Source organism: Bacteroides clarus (genome assembly GCF_015555825.1).
GTDB lineage: Bacteria > Bacteroidota > Bacteroidia > Bacteroidales > Bacteroidaceae > Bacteroides > Bacteroides clarus.
Window position 1 is genome coordinate 111,302 of record NZ_JADNLF010000005.1, and the last position, 20,605, is coordinate 131,906.

Sequence of the window (20,605 nt, forward strand, 5' to 3'; positions counted from 1 at the left end):
CAATCATGAGTAATCCAGTAAAAACAAACAAACGCATTCTTGCCCTTGACATCCTTCGCGGCGTCACGATTGCAGGAATGATTATGGTCAACAATCCCGGTACATGGGCACACATCTATGCTCCCTTACGTCATGCGGAATGGAACGGTCTTACCCCCACCGACCTTGTATTTCCGTTTTTCATGTTCATAATGGGAATTTCCACGTACATATCTTTGAAAAAGTATAATTTCGAGTTCAGCCGTGCCGTCGGCATGAAGATTCTAAAGCGTACCATACTCATCTTCCTCATAGGTATGGCCATCGGCTGGTTCTCGAAATTCTGTTATTACTGGACTTCTCCCACCGAGGGCATCAGCTTCGGCGCGCAACTATGGGAATCCGTATGGACATTCGACCGCATCCGTATTTTGGGTGTCATGCAACGTCTGGCGCTCTGTTATGGCGCCACTGCTATCATTGCGCTGACCGTGAAACACCGCAACATCCCCTATCTCATCGCTACCCTCCTGACAGGCTATTTCATCCTGTTGGTTTGCGGCAACGGATTTGCCTATAACGATACAAATATCCTTTCCGTTATAGACCGTACCATCCTTACCCCCGCGCATATGTACAAGGATAACGGCATCGACCCGGAAGGTTTACTGAGCACTATCCCTTCCATAGCTCACGTACTGTTGGGCTTCTGTGTAGGCCGTATGATGCTCGAAAACGGTAAAGCAAATGAAGACCGTGAAAGTATGCTCAACTCGCATCTCATCAAACTGTTTTTAGCAGGAACCATCCTTACCTTCTCAGGTTTCCTGCTAAGCTACGGATGTCCTATCAACAAAAAAATATGGTCACCCACCTTTGTACTCACCACCTGCGGACTGGCTTCCAGTTTCCTGGCACTCCTCATTTGGATTATCGATGTGAAAGGATATAAAAAATGGAGCCTGTTCTTTGAGTCATTCGGTGTCAACCCCTTATTCATGTATGTATTGGGCGGTGTACTTAGTATCCTCTTCGGCAGCATCAGCTTTCCGTGGGGTGCAAGCAGTATAAGCATACACGGATTCTTATATAAGATACTATTGATGCCGGTGTTCGGTGAAACCGGCGGCTCATTAGCCTATGCGCTGTTATTCGTCGGTATCAACTGGTGCATCGGCTACCAACTTTACAAACGAAAGATTTATATCAAGCTATAATCGAAAAACCCTAAAAACTAACAATATGATTCTAATAGCAGACAGTGGCTCTACAAAGACCGATTGGTGCGTTGTAGAGGATGGACAGCTCATCCAGCAGATATTTACGAAAGGGACCAACCCTTTCTTTCAGTCGGAAGAGGAAATCAGTAATGAGATTGCAACGGCACTGTTGCCCCAGTTAAAAACGAATGCATTGGATGCTGTATATTTCTACGGTGCGGGATGCGGATTTCCCGACAAAATAGCCATGGTTCACCGTGCCATTACCAAGCATCTCCAAGTAAAAGGAGAAGTAGAAGTAAATACAGATATGCTTGCTGCAGCCCGCGGACTTTGCCAACATCAAGCAGGTATCGCCTGCATCATGGGTACAGGTTCCAATTCGTGCTATTATGACGGAAAGCAGATTGTAACCAATGTATCCCCGTTAGGTTTCATTCTCGGAGACGAAGGTAGCGGCGCCGTATTGGGAAAGTTATTGGTGGGCGATATTCTGAAAAATCAGATGACTCCCGAATTAAAGGAGAAGTTCCTTGCACAGTTCAACCTGACTCCTGCCGACATCATCGACCGCGTTTACCGCAAGCCATTCCCTAATCGTTTTTTGGCGAGCCTTTCCCCGTTCCTTGCACAGAATTTGGATGAGCCTTGCATACGCGCATTGGTGTTAGGAAGCTTCAAGGCATTTCTCAAACGTAATGTCATGCAATATGAAAATTACCACAAAAGCAAAGTACATTTTATCGGTTCCGTAGCTTTCTACTATAAAACAATATTGGCAGAAGCCGCCCAAGAAATGGGTATCCAACTGGGTACTATCATCAAAAGTCCGATGGAAGGACTGATAGAATATCATAAATAAAGTGGTATGGTGAGAATAGTAAATTGTAAATCACAAAATAATAAATAGCTTTATGTTTGTAAAAATCTCAGAGCAACCCTCGCTCTATAACGACTTGGAGAAGAAGTCTGTCCGTGAAATACTGGAAGACATCAACAGAGAAGACCAGAAAGTGGCTCTTGCCATACAAAAGGCAATACCTCAAATAGAAAAACTGGTGACACAGATTGTTCCCCGCATGAAACAGGGAGGACGTATCTTCTATATGGGTGCCGGCACAAGCGGACGTCTTGGCGTACTTGACGCTTCTGAAATACCGCCGACATTCGGCATGCCTCCAACATTGGTTATCGGTTTGATAGCCGGTGGTGATACCGCTCTGCGCAATCCGGTAGAAAATGCTGAGGACGATGCACAACGTGGCTGGGAAGAATTGGTAGAACGAAACATTACGGATAAAGACACTGTTATCGGTATAGCGGCATCCGGTACGACTCCCTATGTAATCGGCGCGTTGCATGAAGCACGCGAACATGGTATTCTGACAGCTTGTATCACCAGCAACCCCGACTCTCCCATGGCAGCAGAGTCCGATGTGCCTATCGAGATGATTGTAGGTCCGGAATATGTTACGGGAAGTTCCCGGATGAAATCGGGTACAGGGCAAAAAATGGTTCTGAATATGATTACCACTTCCGTAATGATACAATTAGGCCGTGTAAAAGGTAACAAAATGGTAAATATGCAGCTCAGCAACAAGAAGCTGGTAGACCGCGGAACACGTATGCTCGTCGAAGAATTAGGGCTTGACTATGGAAAGGCTAAAGCCCTCCTGCTAATGCACGGCTCTGTAAAGAAAGCAGCGGATGCGTATCGGAATAAAGAATAATCACGAAACGAAATTTCTATTTTCCAAATTAACTTTCAATTCCTCCATATGAAGACACTTACCAGTATCATTTTATTTCTGTTCAGCCTGCAGGCCATTACTATGGCACAGTCTTTACAGCGTGTGGCTCCCGAACAAGTAGGAATGGATTCCCGTAAACTGATGTATGCCGACGAAGCTATCGAAGAAGCCATTGCCAATAAAGAAATTCCCGGTGCCGTACTTGCGGTAGTGCGTAACGGTAAGATGGCCTATCTGAAGGCCTATGGCAACAAACGGATCTATCCGAATACGGAACCGATGACTGCAAATACCATCTTCGACATGGCGTCTTGCAGCAAATCCATGTCTACTGCCATATGTACCATGATTTTAGCAGAACGCGGAAAGATACGCCTTCTTGATCCCGTCAGCCGATATATACCCGGCTTCAAAGACTGGGAAAGTGAGGACGGAAAAGACAAAAAAGTCATTCGTATAACCGACCTGCTGACACATAGCTCCGGTCTGCCACCTTACGCTCCGGCAGCCGAACTGGAAAAGAAATACGGCTCTCCCAACCCTACGGGACTAATGGAATACATCGCCGGCTGTAAACGCGACTTTAAACCCCAAACGGACTTCCAATACAGTTGTCTTAATTTCATCACCCTGCAACACATTATCGAAGCCGTCAGCGGCCAATCCTTGCGTGACTTTGCCCGTGAAAACATCTTCAATGTATTGGGTATGAACCATACCGATTATCTCCCTTGCCAACGTGATAAGAACGGTCAATGGGTCAACACCGCCAACTCCCGACTTTCAACCCTCGACTTTCAACTAACCCGGGTGGCCCCTACGGAAAAACAGCCCAACGGCCAGGTGCTTTGCGGTCAGGTACACGACCCCCTCGCACGTATTCTCAATGGCGGCATCAGCGGTAATGCAGGTGTATTCTCCTGTGCCGAAGATATTGCCATACTGTGCGCTGCTTTACAAAATGGCGGTGAATGGAACGGGCGGCGTATCCTCAGTCCGCAAGGAGTGAAAGCTATGCGTACAGTTCCTCGTTCAACAGCTGCTTTGGGGCGTTCTTTAGGCTGGGATGTCTTCACTGCCTATGCATCCAATTCCGGAGACTTTTTCAGTCCGAATACTTACGGACATACGGGTTATACCGGTACATCTATAGTGATTGACCCCGACAATGACACTTCCGTAATCCTGCTGATTAATGCCGTACATCCCGAAGACGGACACAGTGTAGTACGCTTACGTTCATTGGTAGCCAATGTCGTAGCATCTTCTCTGTACTCCTCCCCGCGTATTTATACAGACCATTACTACAAACGTTTCCTTCAGTTCATGGATGAACCCGCCATCGGTAACAAGGACATTGTAATGCTGGGTAACAGTCTGACGGAGAATGGTGGCGACTGGGCTGCCCGTCTTGGCAATAAAAACGTACGTAATCGCGGCATTATCGGTGATGAAGTAATGGGTGTATACGACCGTCTCCATCAAATATTGCCGGGACATCCTGCCAAATTATTCCTTCTTATCGGCGTGAACGATGTTTCGCACGACCTAACGACCGACACCATCGTCGGTATGATTCGTGTAACAGTAGAGCGTATCCAAAAAGAATCTCCCGATACCAAGCTCTACCTGCAAAGCCTGCTTCCCATTAACGAAAGTTTCGGTCGCTATAAAAGGCTGGCAGGCAAGACGAACATGATACCGGAAATCAACAAACAGTTAGAAGAGCTCGCCAAAGAAAAGGGTCTGACATACATAAACCTCTTTCCCCTATTCACTGAAAAAGGAAGCAATGTATTACGTGCGGAGCTGACGACAGACGGATTACACCTCAAAGAAGAGGGTTATAAAATCTGGGTCAAAGCTATTAGAAAAAAGATTTAGCAAGAGAGTTTATAAAACAATCTTTATAAAAAAGGAAAAGGTGATAAAGTCTGCTCTTTACCACCTTTTTCCTTTTATATCAATTTTAGTTATTCTACAAATCCTTCCAAATACACATCAAATGTCAATGATGTATAACCCGGAATAGTACCGGATGAATTACCGCTTGAACCATATGCACTTTGCCAAGGAATATACAACATCCAACGTTCACCGACCCGCATATACTGCAAAGCCCATGTCCATCCCGGAATTACTTCCGATACAGTGAACTCAGAAGAAGAATTAAACTCGGTAGGCCATTTGGAGTCACTCGATAAAGGTAATGGTATGTCACGGTCAGTAGCCCCGTAACCATCAAAGTTTCCGTCAAACTCATCACCTGTAATAAGAGTTCCGTAATAGAAAGCCTTAACAGTAGAGTTATACCCGTCAAAATTAGGACGCTCTCCCGTTTCTTTCTTCACAAGTTTCTTGCAATATGCGTACTGAGGTATCATATTGGTACTGGTTGTCGGCACCTGTATTGCAAATAATTCACCCTCTTCCATTTCATCAGCATCCTTTGCGGTAAGTACAAGTCTATCACCGGCTTTCCCCTTGATTGAGTCAACAAAAGCTTCGTTACGCGGTCGCCAATTATCATATTTTCCAGCTTCTTCCACTTCTTCGCAAGCTACAAACGTACCTGCCACGAAAAGCAAAAAAGGTAAAAACAAAAGAAACAGTCTCTTCATCTAATTATAAATTACGGAATTACTATTATTTACATTTGCCACCTGTCACTCAGGACGTAGCGAAAAATCTCCTTTGCGCTTCATAATAAAGAGAGTATATTCGCTACGCTCTGAATGGCAGATAAACAAAATATTTCTTATTGCAACGTTTTCAACAAAGATGTAATGCTTACGCGATCTGCAATGATATTGTTCAGTTCGGAGATAGCCACACGTTCCTGCTGCATTGTATCACGATTACGCAGCGTCACACAGTTGTCTTCCAGCGTCTGATGGTCTACGGTCACACAGTACGGAGTACCGATAGCGTCCTGACGGCGATAACGCTTGCCGATACTGTCTTTCTCATCATACTGGCAGTGGAAGTGGAATTTTAAGTTATCGATAATCTCACGAGCCTTTTCAGGCAGTCCGTCTTTCTTTACCAGCGGCATAACGGCCAGTTTCACCGGAGCCAATGCTGCAGGCAGTTTCAAGACAACTCGGGTTTCACCGTTCTCCAACTGCTCCTCACAATAAGAAGCCGACATGATGCTAAGGAACATACGGTCTACGCCGATAGAGGTTTCGATAACGTACGGAGTGTAGCTTTCATTGGTTTCCGGATCAAAATACTTGATGTTCTTGCCGGAGAATTTCTCATGCTGAGACAAGTCGAAATTCGTACGGCTGTGGATACCTTCCACTTCTTTGAAACCGAAAGGCATCAAGAATTCAATGTCGGTAGCTGCATTGGCATAGTGTGCCAACTTGTCATGGTCGTGATAACGATAATGGTCATCGCCGAATCCCAGCGCCTTATGCCATTTCAGTCGGGTTGCTTTCCAAGTCTTGAACCAGTCGAGTTCAGTACCCGGTTTTACGAAGAACTGCATTTCCATCTGCTCGAACTCACGCATACGGAAAATGAACTGACGCGCAACGATCTCGTTACGGAAAGCCTTACCGATTTGTGCGATACCGAAAGGAATCTTCATGCGGCCGGTCTTCTGTACATTCAGATAGTTCACAAAGATACCCTGGGCGGTTTCCGGACGAAGATAAATCTTCATTGCACCTTCCGAGGTCGAACCCATTTCGGTAGTAAACATCAGGTTGAACTGACGAACTTCCGTCCAGTTTTTTGTACCGCTGATAGGGCAAACAATTTCTTCATCCAAAATAATCTGGCGAAGTTCATCAAGGTTATTGTCGTTCAATGCTTTTGCAAAACGTTCGTGCAAAGCGTCACGTTTAGCCTGATGCTCCAGTACACGAGTATTCGTGCTACGGAACTGGGCTTCGTCAAAAGCCTCACCGAAACGTTTGGCAGCTTTGGCTACTTCTTTGTTTATCTTGTCGTCATATTTGGCGAGTTGGTCTTCAATCAATACATCGGCACGATAACGTTTTTTTGAATCACGGTTATCAATCAAAGGGTCGTTGAACGCATCCACGTGTCCGCTTGCCTTCCAGATTGTGGGGTGCATAAAGATAGCCGAGTCAATGCCTACTATGTTTTCATGCAGCAGCACCATGCTCTGCCACCAGTATTGTTTGATGTTGTTTTTCAGTTCCACACCCATCTGACCGTAATCGTATACGGCTCCCAAACCGTCGTAGATGTCGCTTGAAGGGAACACGAATCCGTATTCCTTACAGTGTGATACGAGTTTCTTAAAAACGTCTTCTTGTGCCATTTTTGTTGTATCTTAATTAATTTGAAATCTTTATTTAACTAAAAACGCCACAAAGATAGGGATTTATCTTATATGTAGGGCAACGGGGGTATTAATTTATCTTATTCTTCCTCTGTCTTTCGGTTCTCGTTTGCCCGTTGCATCGCAAGGGCCGTATGAACTGAAAGAATAACAGACAGAAGAAACCAAAGGAAATCCAACCATAACAGGAAACCTGAGAAACGGATAAAAGATATAATACCTCTATATTCCGAACGGCAATCAGACGTAATCAGCCAACTTTTACTTTTTTAGAATAACTTCGAAATAAAAGTCCAAATAATTGAGATAATTCTGAAACTGAAAACCAAGAATCTTCCGTAATTTTGCTTTAAAAGAAATATCTATTTTTAAGCATATAAATATGAAGACAACATTTCTAGTGATCGGATTATACCTGTTCTTATTGACAAGTTGTTTTTCTTCTAATAGTCAAGCAAATAAAGATCTGCAAATTAGTAAATTATTTATGGAACTTCCATATAATTGCCCTACTCCCGATGGTATGGCAATAGCTCCCGACGGAAGTTTGATATTAGCCTGTCCCAATTTTGCCAACCCGGCCATGCCTGCTTGCTTAATGAAAATCACTTCCGAGAAACAGATTTCCAAATGGATAGATGTACCGGTACTGCCCGAAACAGGTATCGCTTGCCCCATGGGAATTGCATTTAACGAAAAAGGAGATTTATATATCTGTGACAATCAAGGCTGGTCGGGGAGTGAGCGGGGATACAGGAAAGGTCGTTTGTTAAAATTAATATTTGATAAGCAAGGAATACTGCAAGAAACGATAACAGTGGCATATAATATGGAACATCCCAATGGGATACGCATACATAATGGAAAAGTATATGTCACTCAAAGTTCCCTATCCGCCATTCCATCAGAAAAATTGGTAAGCGGTGTATATTGCTTCAAGGAAGACGATTGCAATATAGAAATAACCAATACGCTGGAAGATAAAAATCTATTAACGACAGTAATTACCCGAAATCCACAAGTGCAATATGGTTTAGATGGTATCGTGTTCGATAAGAAAGGTAATTTATATGTGGGTAACTTTGGTGATGGCTCCATTCACAAAATCACTCTGGATAAAAATGGAAAAGTATTATCCAATACTATATGGGCACAAGACAGTACACAGTTAGTTACGACAGACGGTATTTGCATGGACGAGAAAGATAATATGTATGTAGCGGACTTTTCCGCTAACGCTATTGCGCGCATCACTCCTGATAGAAAGATTGTTCGAATAGCGCAGAGCCCTGATTGTGACGGTAGTAATGGTGGACTTGACCAACCGGGAGAGCCAATCGTATGGAATGGGAAACTGATAATTTCATGCTTCGACATAGTTACAGGACCCGACAAAATAAATACCAAGCATGACAAACCTTACACACTGGCGCAATTGGACTTGGAGAATAACTAAAAATTATTCTTGACAATACTGATTATAAAAAGTTTAAGATAAAAGTTTAAGATATTAGAATATGAAAAAGATTTGGATTTTATTTTTATGTTTCAGCAGTTTAACCATTCAAGCAAAAGACTACTACGTAACACCTGCTGACATCAGTAAGTTAAAAGAGATTTTAGGCAATAACACTTTGCGACCCGGCGATGAAGTAATTTTACGTGACGGGATATATACCGGATTGGGAGAAGTAGACTTTTCCGCCCGAGGAACAAATACCGACTCTATCAAATTAAGAGCTGAACATGCAGGAAAAGCCGTTATTTCAGGTGCTCTGAAGATGAGAGTATACGGGCAATATCTGCAAATGGAAGGATTGTTTTTCCATAAAGCATGGGCAAAAGATTTATGTATGATTGAATTCCAAAAAGAAGATGGTGTGTATGCTTCCCATTGCCGATTTACTAATTGTGTAATGGACGATTGTAACGATCCGGATAAAAGTGAAAAACCGGTAAAAGGGGTAGACCCTATTACAGTCAGTGAATATTGGTTAGGGTTGCATGGAAAGAATATCCGTATAGACCACTGCTATTTTACGAATAAACGCATTGGCGGATTGATACTTCAGATATGGTTAAATGAATATGACCATCTAAATAATCATCAAATTGATCATAATATATTTGGAGCACGCCAGCCTTACGGCGGAAACGGCGCTGAAATTATCCGTATAGGCAACTCTTGGTCGTCACAGTTAGAATCCCACACATTGGTGGAAGACAATGTTTTTCTGCATTGCGATGGAGAGAATGAAATCATATCGGTTAAATCCTGTCATAATATTCTGCGCCGTAATCTATTCTTTGAATCACGTGGCGGTTTAGTTTGCCGGCATGGCCATGATAATATATTAGAATCTAATACTTTTGTCGGTAATAATATTGAGGGAACCTGTGGCATCCGTCTTATCAATCAAGGACACACCGTATACGATAATTTGCTTTGCCGCTTAGGTGGTTTTGGATTACTGGTACGCATGGGCATATACGAACGTCCGAATGCCAGTACCGATATTCAAAAGGAACCATTAACCTCTTATCATAGGGCTGAAAACATTGATATATCCCATAATGCTTTTATAGACTGTAAAACGATCGATTTAGGTTCCGGAAGCGGCAATAAAGAGCCTCGGAATGTACGTTTAGCTTACAATTATTTTAGCAACAAAACCAATAACATTCGAATATCCTATCCGGAAAAAACATTATCAGGTTTCTATTTTATGGAAAATCGATACGTTTGGGCAGATGGGCTCATTATTAAATTTCCCGGATTCAAACGCTTATTACAAGCAGAGAATCATGATGCAAAAGAGCAAACAAGAGTTCGGGAATGCTTGGAAAAAGCAGGAACGGTTTGGTATCCAAGTACAGCAAAAGACATACGTTACATTTTAAGTAAATATTAAAATACAATAATCCTGCTTTTTATTTTAGGGAACTATAGCTTGCCTTAAAGTAGGCTATGGCAACTATGGTGAGATTTTACGCTTAAAACTTTATACTGTTACAAATCATTGGTTTCCAGAAATACAAATAAAAACATTTTCATTTATTGATTAAAGTTCGTATTTTTGCCTGCAACTGTCAAAGCAACAGTTATTCATGAATAGACAATTCCCGAACAAATATGAGCGAAGACTTTGAAGGAGCAAAAGACGATTTGGATAAAGAACTCCCGGCAGGGAGCGAAGGACATTCAGATTATAAACCTGCGGATACCAATGATGTAAGCATCAAGCATCAGCTGAGCGGCATGTATCAGAACTGGTTCTTGGATTACGCCTCGTACGTAATCCTGGAACGTGCCGTACCTCACATCATGGACGGATTGAAACCTGTTCAACGACGTATTCTGCACTCCATGCGGCGTATGGAAGACGGGCGCTACAACAAGGTGGCCAATATCGTGGGACATACCATGCAGTTTCACCCGCACGGTGACGCCAGCATCGGTGATGCACTGGTACAACTCGGCCAGAAAGATTTGCTTATCGACTGTCAGGGAAACTGGGGTAATATTCTTACGGGAGACAGCGCAGCCGCCCCCCGTTACATCGAAGCGCGCCTTTCCAAATTCGCGCTCGATGTAGTATTCAATCCTAAGACAACAGAGTGGAAACTGTCATACGACGGACGTAACAAGGAACCGGTGACCTTACCCGTCAAATTCCCTTTGCTGCTGGCACAAGGCGTGGAAGGTATTGCCGTAGGTCTTTCTTCCAAGATATTACCACATAACTTCAACGAACTTTGCGATGCATCCGTAAAATACCTGCATAAGGAAGAATTCAAACTCTATCCCGATTTTCAGACAGGCGGCAATATCGATGTATCGAAATACAATGACGGCGAACGTGGCGGAGCCGTACGGGTACGAGCCAAAATAGAAAAGGTGGATAACAAAACACTCGTTATCCGAGAGATACCTTACGGAAAAACGGTAGCCAGTGTCTGCGATTCTATCGTCAAAGCAAGCGAAAAGGGGAAAATCAAGATAAAGAAAGTAGAAGACCTTACTTCCGGAAGCGTAGAAATATTGGTTCATCTTGCTCCCGGCGTATCATCAGACAAAACGATTGACGCGCTTTACGCCTTTACGGATTGTGAAGTCAGCATTTCACCCAACTGCTGCGTCATCGACGAGCAGAAACCTCACTTCCTCACCGTCAGCGCCGTATTGAAAAAATCGGTGGACAATACACAGGCTTTATTACGCCAGGAACTGGAAATACGTAAAAACGAAATACTGGAAAGCTTACACTTCTCTTCATTGGAGAAGATATTCATCGAAGAGCGTATCTATAAAGATAAGGAATTTGAGCAGGCCAAAAACATGGATGCAGCCTGCGAGCACATCGACGAACGTTTGACACCTTATTATCCCACATTTATCCGTGAGGTGACCAAAGAGGATATCCTCAAACTGATGGAGATAAAAATGGCTCGTATCCTCAAGTTCAACTCCGACAAAGCAGAGGAACTGATTGCCCGCATGAAGGCGGACATCGAGGAGATAGACCGCCATTTGGCCAATATCGTGGAATATACGGTAGACTGGTTCCGCATGCTGAAAGAGAAGTACGGAAAAGGCTTCCCGCGCCGTACCGAATTACGTAATTTCGATACCATCGACTCTACCAAAGTGGTAGAAGCCAATGAAAAATTATACATCAACCGCGAAGAGGGTTTCATCGGTACCGGCCTGAAAAAAGACGAATTCATAGCCAACTGCTCCGACCTCGACGATGTTATCATCTTCTTCCGCGACGGACGTTACATCATCACTCCGGTGGCAGACAAGAAATTCGTAGGCAAGAACATACTCTATGCCAACGTATTCAAGAAGAACGACAAACGCACCATCTACAATGTCGTCTACCGTGACGGAAAAGAAGGTACGCATTATATCAAGCGTTTCGCCGTGACTTCCGTAGTACGCGACCGCGAATATGACGTGACACAAGGCACGCCCGACTCACGTATCGTATATTTCACGGCCAACCCCAACGGTGAGGCCGAAGTCATCAAAGTAACGCTCAAGCCCAATCCGCGTATACGCCGCATCATCTTCGAAGAAGATTTCAGCCAGATAAATATCAAAGGCCGTCAGGCCATGGGCAATATACTCACCCGTAACCCGGTTCACAAGATAGCTCTGAAGCAACGCGGCGGTTCCACATTGGGCGGGCGCAAAGTATGGTTCGACCAAGATGTCCTGCGCCTCAACTATGACGGTCGCGGAGAATATCTCGGCGAATTCCAAAGTGACGAGCAAATCCTGGTGGTATTGAACAACGGCGAGTTCTACACCAGCAATTTCGATGTGAACAATCACTACGAAGACAACATACGGGTGTTGGAGAAATATGATTCGAACAAAGTATGGACAGCCGTTCTGTATGATGCCGACCAACAAGGTTATCCGTACATCAAACGTTTCTGTTTCGAGGCAAGTAACCGCAAGCAGAACTATCTGGGTGAGAACAAGGACAATCGTCTCATCCTGTTGACTGACGAATATTATCCGCGACTGGAAGTTATATTCGGCGGTCATGACAACTTCCGTGAGCCGTTGGTAATCGATGCAGACGAGTTTATCGCAGTAAAAGGTTTCAAAGCCAAAGGCAAGCGATTGACTACCTACACGCTGGAAACTATCAACGAATTAGAGCCTACCCGTCAGCCGGAAGTCCCGCAAACCCCTGAGAGCAACGACGAGGAAGAAGTTGAAATACTGGACCCGGATCACGGGAAAAGCGAAAGCGACATATTGGACGAACTGACAGGACAAATGAAATTGTTCTCTGATAATGATGACAGCAAGGAACATGAAACTACCTAAAGCGGTAATGCCGGTTCTCTGTACGGTTCTGCTGCTATGCTGCAACGCCATACGGGCGCAGCTTCCTGTAAAGGCGGAAGGATTGGAACAAAGCCGTCTCGTAACCCGTGCTACCATGTATGGCGTAGGTGTCACGAATGTATTCGACACCTATCTGTCCCCCCAGGAATATACCGGAATAGATTTCCGCGTTTCCCGCGAAAGCATGCGCATGACCAGATGGATGGACGGCAAGCTGTCTTTACAGAGTTTCTTTCAGGCCGACTTAGGTTATACCCATAACAAAGTGGATAATAACAACACATTCTCCGCATTAGCGAATTGGAATTATGGTCTGCACTATAACTTCCCTGTCACGAGTAACTTCAAGTTGCTCGCCGGCGGCCTTGCCGACCTGAACGGCGGTTTTGTCTACAACCTGCGTAATACCAACAATCCGGCATCGGCACGCGCTTACATCAATCTGGACGCATCGGGTATGGCCATTTGGGACTTACGCATCAAAAACTATCCGCTTACATTACGTTATCAGGTCAACCTGCCCTTAATGGGAGTGATGTTCTCGCCGCATTACGGCCAGTCCTATTATGAAATCTTCTCATTAGGAAACAGTAGCGGAGTGGTCAAATTCACTTCACTGCACAACCAGCCTTCATTACGGCAGATGCTTACGGCAGACTTCCCGATAGGACGCGCCAAAATGCGCTTTGCCTATATATGGGACGCTCAGCAATCCAAAGTAAACGATATAAAAACACATACCTACTCACACGTATTCATGGTAGGCTTTGTAAAGGAGCTGTATTTATTGAAGAATAAGAAGAAGAGGTGATAGAGTAACAAGGCTGTAAAGTGATAGAGTGATAAGGTGATAAACGGTGAATGATAAGATGACGGGATTTCTTAAAAAGATAATGGTTCTGATGGTTGTACTTCCTTTGCTGAGCGGTTGCATCCGCGAAGAAGAAGTCACCAATTCTCCACAGGGGAACTTCGAAGCCTTATGGAAGATTATCGACGAACAGTATTGTTTCTTGGAATACAAGCAAATCGACTGGGATGCCATCCATGCCAAATACAGCAAGCTTATTACCAACACTATGAGCAGTGAAGGGTTATTTGAAGTACTGGGAAACATGCTGAATGAGCTGCAAGACGGACACGTAAACTTAGCTTCCGCCCACAATGTATCGTATTATGACGCATGGTATCAGAACTATCCGCGTAACTTCCGCGAAGATATTGTAGAAGACACCTATCTGGGTAAAGCCAGTACCGACTACCGTACCGCCGCAGGCGTCAAGTATAAAATATTCGAAGACAACATCGGCTATATGCGTTACGAAAGCTTCTCCTCGGGAATAGGCAATGGAAATCTGGATGAGATACTCTCCTATCTCGCCGTATGCAACGGACTTATCATTGACGTACGCAGTAATGGCGGTGGCAACGTAACCAACTCCACACGCATTGCCGCCCGTTTCACCAACGAAAAAGTACTGACCGGATACATCCGCCATAAAACCGGCAAGGGACACAATGATTTCTCCGAACCCTACCCCATAGAATTAGAACCCAGTAACAGCATACGCTGGCAAAAGAAAGTAGTAGTCCTCACCAACCGCCGCTCATACAGTGCAACCAACGATTTTGTCAACCAGATGAGCTGCCTGCCCAATGTCACCATCATAGGTGACAAAACCGGTGGCGGTTCCGGTATGCCCTTTACTTCCGAACTTCCTAACGGGTGGACAGTGCGTTTTTCCGCCAGTCCGCATTTCAGTGTCGACATGGAACAGATAGAATGGGGAATAGACCCCGACATTAAAATCGATATGGATGAAACGGATGAGGCAAAGCATATAGACACTATCATTGAAAAAGCCCGGGCTTTCCTCAAAGGCGAATGGACTCCGGAATGAAATGAATAACTTTCTTTACGCTTTTGCTTGTAAAACCGATAAAACTTCTTATCTTTGCACCGCTTAACGGGAAATCCCTTGCGGGTGTGGCGTAATTGGCAGCCGCGCCAGACTTAGGATCTGGTGCCGTGAGGCGTGTAGGTTCGAGTCCTATCACCCGCACAGTTTATTTTTTTAAAAGACAAACAACAGAGAAAGAAGATGTATTACCGTACATCTTCTTTTTTCTTTCCCCTTTCCTCACGGATTGTGTTAAAAACCGGAGATATATAAAGGTCTGAAATCTTTTTTGCATCCCGATTGTTTCAGAGGAAACAATCAAGTTAGTTATCCACTAAAAATTTATGCAATGAAGAAAAAACCTAAACTTCCTATGAAGAGAGCCTTTTGGCTGAAAAATCTATTTCTGATAGCATGTCTGCTCCTCGCAGCAACTCCCGGTTTCTCTCAGAACAAGACAGTGACCGGTACGGTGACCGATGCTACAGGAGAACCGCTCATCGGAGCGTCCGTACTGCAACAAGGTACTTCCAACGGTGTCATTACGGACATTGACGGAAAGTATTCCATTCAGGTGCCACCCGAAGCCACTTTGGAATTTTCCTATGTAGGCATGGTGAAGCAGGCCGTCAAAGTGGGTAACCGGAGTATTGTCGACGTGCAGATGCACGATGATTCGCAGATGCTTGCCGAGACAGTCGTCATCGGGTACGGTAGCGCCAAGAAACGCGACCTTACCGGTTCCATCACCAATATCAAAGGGGATGAAATCGCCAACAAGCCCGTGGTCAACCCGGTAGCCGCCCTGCAAGGAAAGATAGCCGGCGTACAAGTCATCAACTCCGGTAAAGCCGGTGCAGACCCGGAAATACGTGTGCGCGGCACAAACTCTATCAACGGCTACAAACCGCTGTATGTAGTAGACGGCCTGTTCAACGACAACATCAACTTCCTCAATCCGCAGGACATCGAGTCCATGGAAATCCTGAAAGACCCGTCATCCCTCGCCATCTTCGGTGTACGAGGCGCCAACGGTGTCATCATCATTACCACCAAGAAGGCCAAAGAAGGGCAGACACGTGTCAACATCAACGGTTCGTTCGGTTTCAAAACCGTAACGAACAAGATTGCGATGGTCGATGCGGCCGGTTTCAAGGAGCTCTATAACGAACAGCTAAGAAACGAAGGCAATCCCGAATTCGATTTCACCCCCTGGACGGGCAATACCAACTGGCAGGATGAAATCTTCCAGACCGGATTCATCACCAACAACAACGTCAGCATCACGGGCGCTTCCGCCAAGCACAGCTTCTATCTCGGAGCCGGTTACGCCTACGAGCAAGGCAATATCAAGCACGAGAAATACAGCAAAGTCACGCTGAATGTAAGCAACGATTATAAAGTTACGGACAACTTCAAAGTCGGCTTCCAGTTTAACGGCGCACGCATACTGCCTGCCGATACCAAAAGTGTGGCAACAGCCCTCCGTGCCGCTCCGGTAGCTCCCGTATACAATGCGGAATACGGCCTGTACACCACCCTGCCCGGTTTTCAGAAAGCGCAGATGAACAACCCGATGGTCGATGTAGGCTTGAAAGCCAATACCACCCGTGCGGAGAACTACCGCGCGTCGGGCAACGTATACGGTCAATGGGACTTCCTGAAAAACTTCCAGTTCAAAGTGATGTACTCCATGGACTACGCTTCCAACAGCAGCCGCACCTACACTCCTATCATCACCGTATTCGACAGCAGCGTGGAAGGTAACGTCGTGACCCTCGGCAACGGAAAGACCGGAGTGAAACAGTCCAAGGAAACCGAAGCCAAAGTACAAAGCGACTACCTGCTGACCTACACCAATACCTGGGGCGAGCATAGCCTGACCGCCACCGCCGGTTTCACCACCTATTATAATAAGCTGGAGATGCTGGGCGGAGAACGTACGCAAGGAGTAGGTCTGGTCATTCCCGACAATCCCGACAAATGGTACGTCAGCATCGGCGATGCGGCAACAGCCACCAACGAAAGCAAACAATGGGAGCGCAGCACCGTATCCATGCTGGGACGTGTGCTCTATAACTACAAAGGCAGATACCTGTTCAACGGTTCGTTCCGTCGTGACGGTTCTTCCGCATTCTCCTACACCGGCAACCAATGGCAGAATTTCTACTCCGTCGGTGCAGGCTGGCTGATGTCCGAAGAGGAATTTATGAAAGACATCACCTGGCTGGATATGTTGAAACTGAAAGGTTCATGGGGTACGCTCGGTAATCAGAATCTGGATAAGGCCTATCCTGCCGAGCCGTTGCTCACCAATGCCTACTCTGCCGTATTCGGCAAGCCGTCCGCCATCTATCCGGGCTACCAACTGTCCTACCTGCCCAATCCCAATCTCCGTTGGGAGAAAGTGGAAGCCTGGGAAGTAGGCGCAGAAGCCAACTTCTTCCGCAACCGCCTGCACTTCGAGGGTGTATATTACAAGAAAACCACCAAAGACCTGCTGGCAGAAGTACCGGGCATCTCCGGTACGGTTCCGGGCATCGGTAATCTCGGTTCCATAGAGAACAAAGGTGTGGAGCTCGCCATCAACTGGCGTGACCAAATCGGCGACTGGGGATATAACGTAGGCGCCAACCTCACTACAATCAAGAACAAGGTATTGAGCCTCGTACAGGACGGTTACTCAATCATCGCCGGCGACAAGAGCCAAAGCTATACGATGGCCGGTTATCCTATCGGTTACTTCTACGGTTACAAGGTGGAAGGCGTGTACCAGACAGACGAAGAAATCGCCCGGTCTCCCAAGAACACCCTGGCCACCGTTACACCGGGCGACCTGAAGTTCAAGGATGTGAACGGTGACGGTGAAATCACCACTGCCGACCGTACCATGATAGGCGACCCTACCCCCGATGTCACTTACGGCATCACTCTCGGCGTCAACTATAAAAACTGGGAACTCGGCATCGACATGATGGGACAAGGCGGCAACCAGATATTCCGCACATGGGACAATTACAACTGGAGCCAGTTCAACTTCATGGAACAACGCATGGACCGTTGGCACGGACCGGGTACAAGCAATACCCAGCCCCTGCTGAATACGAAGCATACCATCAACAATATGAATTCCGAGTACTACATCGAAGACGGCAGCTTCTTCCGTATCCGCAACGTACAGTTGGCGTATAACTTCGACAAGACCCTGATATCCAGAATCGGCATGCAGGCCTTGAAACTCTATGTCAACATCCAGAACCTGAAAACCTGGAAGCACAACACCGGCTACACTCCCGAACTGGGTGGCACGGCCATTGCTTTTGGTGTAGACGACGGCAGCTATCCGATGCCGGCCATTTACACATTCGGCTTCAATCTGACATTCTGACCGGCATAGCGCCGGAACAAAGTTCCCCTGAGGAATAACAGTACTTTATTAAATCTATAATAGGAAAATTATGAAACTAAAGAATAAGATATTAACCCTGATAGCAGGCACACTCACCACCTTTGCCCTGACATCCTGTAACGACTTCCTCGACCGTGACCCACTGGGACAGTTCACCGAAGACGATGCCCCCAACGCCCTTATCGGCGGAAAGATGTACAACGTATACTACCTGATGCGCAGCTATAACATCACTGCCGGCATACCCGCTTTCATGATACACATGGTACGCAGCGAGGATTCCGAAAAAGGAAGCGATGCCGGCGACGGCGCCGACCAGGCAGATATGTGGGATGATTTCCAGTACACAGCCTCCAACGGCACGCTGAGCGCCTATTGGGGACAGAATTATAAAATCATCTACCAGTGCAACGAAATCCTCGACGACCTGGAGAACAGCGGAAACAAAGATGATTTGGAGAATATACGTACCAAAGGCGAAGCCCTGTTTTTCCGCGCCTATTGTTACTTCAACCTTGTACGCGCCTGGGGAGAAGTGCCGTTGGTAACCTTCAAAGTGAAAGAGGCATCCGACGCCAACGTGCCCAAAACCACTGCGGACAAGATATACGAGCAAATAGACAAAGACCTCGCCGAGGCCGAGAAATGCCTGCCGCTGACGTGGACTTCCGAGTATACCGGACGTATCACATGGGGAGCCGCGCGTTCGCTGCACGCCCGTACCTATATGATGCGCAACGATTGGGATAATATGTACGACGCTTCTACCGAAGTAGTCAAGTCCGGTATCTACAACCTGAACACTCCTGTGGATAAAGTCTTTACCGTTGAGGGTGAGAACTGCGGCGAAAGCGTGTTCGAATTGCAATGCGAATCGACCGACGCGCTGAAAAACAGTGATGTCATCGGCAGCCAGTTCTGTCAGGTGCAAGGTGTGCGCGGTGCAGGCGATTGGGACCTCGGCTGGGGCTGGCATATGGGAACCACGCTGGTAGGCCAGGCATTCGAGCCCGGCGACCCCCGTAAAGACGCATCCTTACTCTATTTCCGCCGAAGCATCAGCGACCCCATTACCCCGGAAAATACCAATAAGCCTTACGGTGAATCTCCTGTGTCTACCGCTATGGGAGCTTACTTCAACAAAAAGGCATATACCGAACCCGAGCTGCGTAAGAAATATACGAAAGACGGTTTTTGGGTAAACATCCGCATTATCCGCTACCCGGACGTATTGCTGATGGCTGCCGAGGCCGCCAACGAGAAAGGTATTTCGGGCGAGGCCATCGACTATCTGGAACAGGTTCGCGCCCATGCACGCGGTACGGACAGCAGCATACTTCCCAAAGTTACGTCTACCGACCAAAATACACTGCGTGATGCCATTCGTCACGAACGCCGTGTAGAGCTGGCATTGGAACCCGACCGTTTCTATGACCTCGTACGCTGGGGAATTGCCAAAGAAGTGTTGCAAGCCGCCGGAAAGAACTACCAGGATAAGAACGCCTTGCTGCCATTGCCACAAGACGAGATTGACAAATCGAACGGGGTGCTGGTACAGAATCCTAATTATTAAATGTAATTAGTGATTAGAGGTTAGTGATTAGTGATTAATGGTTAATGATTAATGATTAGTGGTTTATGATTAGTCATTAGTGAGTTATGATTTATGATTAATAATTAATGGTTAGTGATTAGAAATTAATGATTAATAATTTATGATTAGTCATTAATCATTAGAGGTTAGTGATTAATGATTAGCACCATACAGCATGATAACGCACCTAAGGCTGAAAGCCTTTTATCTCCAAGCCCGGGGTAACACCCCGGGTATAAAAAGCCCTCTGTGTCTTGCGCCCTGTAAGGGCAAAAGATTCATACACAAGGATTTTGCCCTTACAGGGCGCAATGTTAATCATCTGCAATATCCCGGGGCATTGCCCCGGGCTTGGAGATAAAAGCCTTTCAGGCTTTAACTTAGAAAGACCTATATTCATTATCCAGCTTAAAAAGCATATATAAAAACATATGCAAAAAGCATATATAAAAGCATATACAAAAACGTATATAAAAGCGTATATAAAAGCGTATATAAAAGCGTATATAAAAGCGTATGTAAAAGCGTATGTAAAAGCGTATGTAAAAGCGTATGTAAAAG

General features: G+C 45.7%; 13 protein-coding genes and 1 tRNA gene. 12 read left to right on the forward strand and 2 right to left on the reverse strand.

What is annotated here, in order from left to right; genetic code table 11:
- The first annotated feature begins 5 nt into the window (after nucleotides 1–5).
- The 4 genes from I2F54_RS07385 to I2F54_RS07400 are packed head-to-tail and all read left to right on the forward strand — an operon-like array spanning nucleotide 6 to nucleotide 4,834.
- On the forward strand, nucleotides 6–1,196 hold the full coding sequence (locus tag I2F54_RS07385) for an acyltransferase family protein (protein WP_009121798.1): 1,191 nt from the start codon (nucleotides 6–8) through the stop codon (nucleotides 1,194–1,196).
- Between the two features lie 25 nt (nucleotides 1,197–1,221).
- Nucleotides 1,222–2,061 carry a BadF/BadG/BcrA/BcrD ATPase family protein gene (locus I2F54_RS07390; RefSeq protein WP_022218255.1) on the forward strand — a complete coding sequence of 280 codons (840 nt, stop codon included), beginning with the start codon at nucleotides 1,222–1,224 and terminating at the stop codon, nucleotides 2,059–2,061.
- Nucleotides 2,062–2,113: 52 nt separating this feature from the next.
- Complete coding sequence (gene murQ / locus I2F54_RS07395) at nucleotides 2,114–2,929, forward strand: N-acetylmuramic acid 6-phosphate etherase (protein WP_009121796.1); 816 nt, start codon at nucleotides 2,114–2,116, stop codon at nucleotides 2,927–2,929.
- A 48-nt stretch (nucleotides 2,930–2,977) separates the two neighbouring features.
- Nucleotides 2,978–4,834, forward strand: coding sequence for a serine hydrolase (locus I2F54_RS07400; protein WP_118046364.1), 1,857 nt, complete (start codon nucleotides 2,978–2,980; stop codon nucleotides 4,832–4,834).
- Between the two features lie 89 nt (nucleotides 4,835–4,923).
- On the opposite strand, the gene I2F54_RS07405 is transcribed toward I2F54_RS07400, so the two are convergent.
- On the reverse strand, nucleotides 4,924–5,571 hold the full coding sequence (locus tag I2F54_RS07405) for an FKBP-type peptidyl-prolyl cis-trans isomerase (protein ID WP_009121794.1): 648 nt from the start codon (nucleotides 5,569–5,571) through the stop codon (nucleotides 4,924–4,926).
- Nucleotides 5,572–5,708: 137 nt separating this feature from the next.
- Nucleotides 5,709–7,250: a glycine--tRNA ligase gene (locus I2F54_RS07410; RefSeq protein ID WP_009121793.1), complete on the reverse strand. Its 1,542-nt coding sequence runs from the start codon at nucleotides 7,248–7,250 to the stop codon at nucleotides 5,709–5,711.
- A 403-nt stretch (nucleotides 7,251–7,653) separates the two neighbouring features.
- Here I2F54_RS07410 and I2F54_RS07415 point away from each other — a divergent pair, with 403 nt between their 5' ends.
- The 8 genes from I2F54_RS07415 (at nucleotide 7,654) to I2F54_RS07450 (ending at nucleotide 20,023) form a co-directional block, all read left to right on the forward strand.
- On the forward strand, nucleotides 7,654–8,727 hold the full coding sequence (locus I2F54_RS07415) for an SMP-30/gluconolactonase/LRE family protein (RefSeq protein ID WP_195500883.1): 1,074 nt from the start codon (nucleotides 7,654–7,656) through the stop codon (nucleotides 8,725–8,727).
- 61 nt (nucleotides 8,728–8,788) lie between these two features.
- The gene (locus I2F54_RS07420) at nucleotides 8,789–10,183 is read left to right on the forward strand and encodes a polysaccharide lyase 6 family protein (protein WP_195500884.1); all 1,395 of its coding nucleotides are present in this window, start codon (nucleotides 8,789–8,791) and stop codon (nucleotides 10,181–10,183) included.
- 221 nt (nucleotides 10,184–10,404) lie between these two features.
- Nucleotides 10,405–13,119, forward strand: coding sequence for a DNA gyrase/topoisomerase IV subunit A (locus tag I2F54_RS07425; protein WP_195500885.1), 2,715 nt, complete (start codon nucleotides 10,405–10,407; stop codon nucleotides 13,117–13,119).
- Nucleotides 13,106–13,951, forward strand: a complete 846-nt coding sequence (locus tag I2F54_RS07430) for a DUF3316 domain-containing protein (protein WP_118046374.1) — start codon at nucleotides 13,106–13,108, stop codon at nucleotides 13,949–13,951. The genes I2F54_RS07425 and I2F54_RS07430 overlap by 14 nt, the downstream gene beginning before the upstream one ends.
- A 58-nt stretch (nucleotides 13,952–14,009) precedes the next feature.
- Nucleotides 14,010–15,041, forward strand: a complete 1,032-nt coding sequence (locus tag I2F54_RS07435) for a S41 family peptidase (protein WP_009121788.1) — start codon at nucleotides 14,010–14,012, stop codon at nucleotides 15,039–15,041.
- A gap of 80 nt (nucleotides 15,042–15,121) precedes the next feature.
- Nucleotides 15,122–15,203: transfer RNA gene (locus I2F54_RS07440), tRNA-Leu, on the forward strand.
- Nucleotides 15,204–15,390: 187 nt separating this feature from the next.
- A complete protein-coding gene (locus tag I2F54_RS07445; RefSeq protein ID WP_009121786.1) occupies nucleotides 15,391–18,429 on the forward strand; it encodes a SusC/RagA family TonB-linked outer membrane protein in 3,039 nt (1,012 codons plus the stop codon).
- Between the two features lie 70 nt (nucleotides 18,430–18,499).
- Nucleotides 18,500–20,023, forward strand: a complete 1,524-nt coding sequence (locus I2F54_RS07450; protein WP_009121785.1) for a RagB/SusD family nutrient uptake outer membrane protein — start codon at nucleotides 18,500–18,502, stop codon at nucleotides 20,021–20,023.
- The last annotated feature ends 582 nt before the right edge of the window (nucleotides 20,024–20,605 follow it).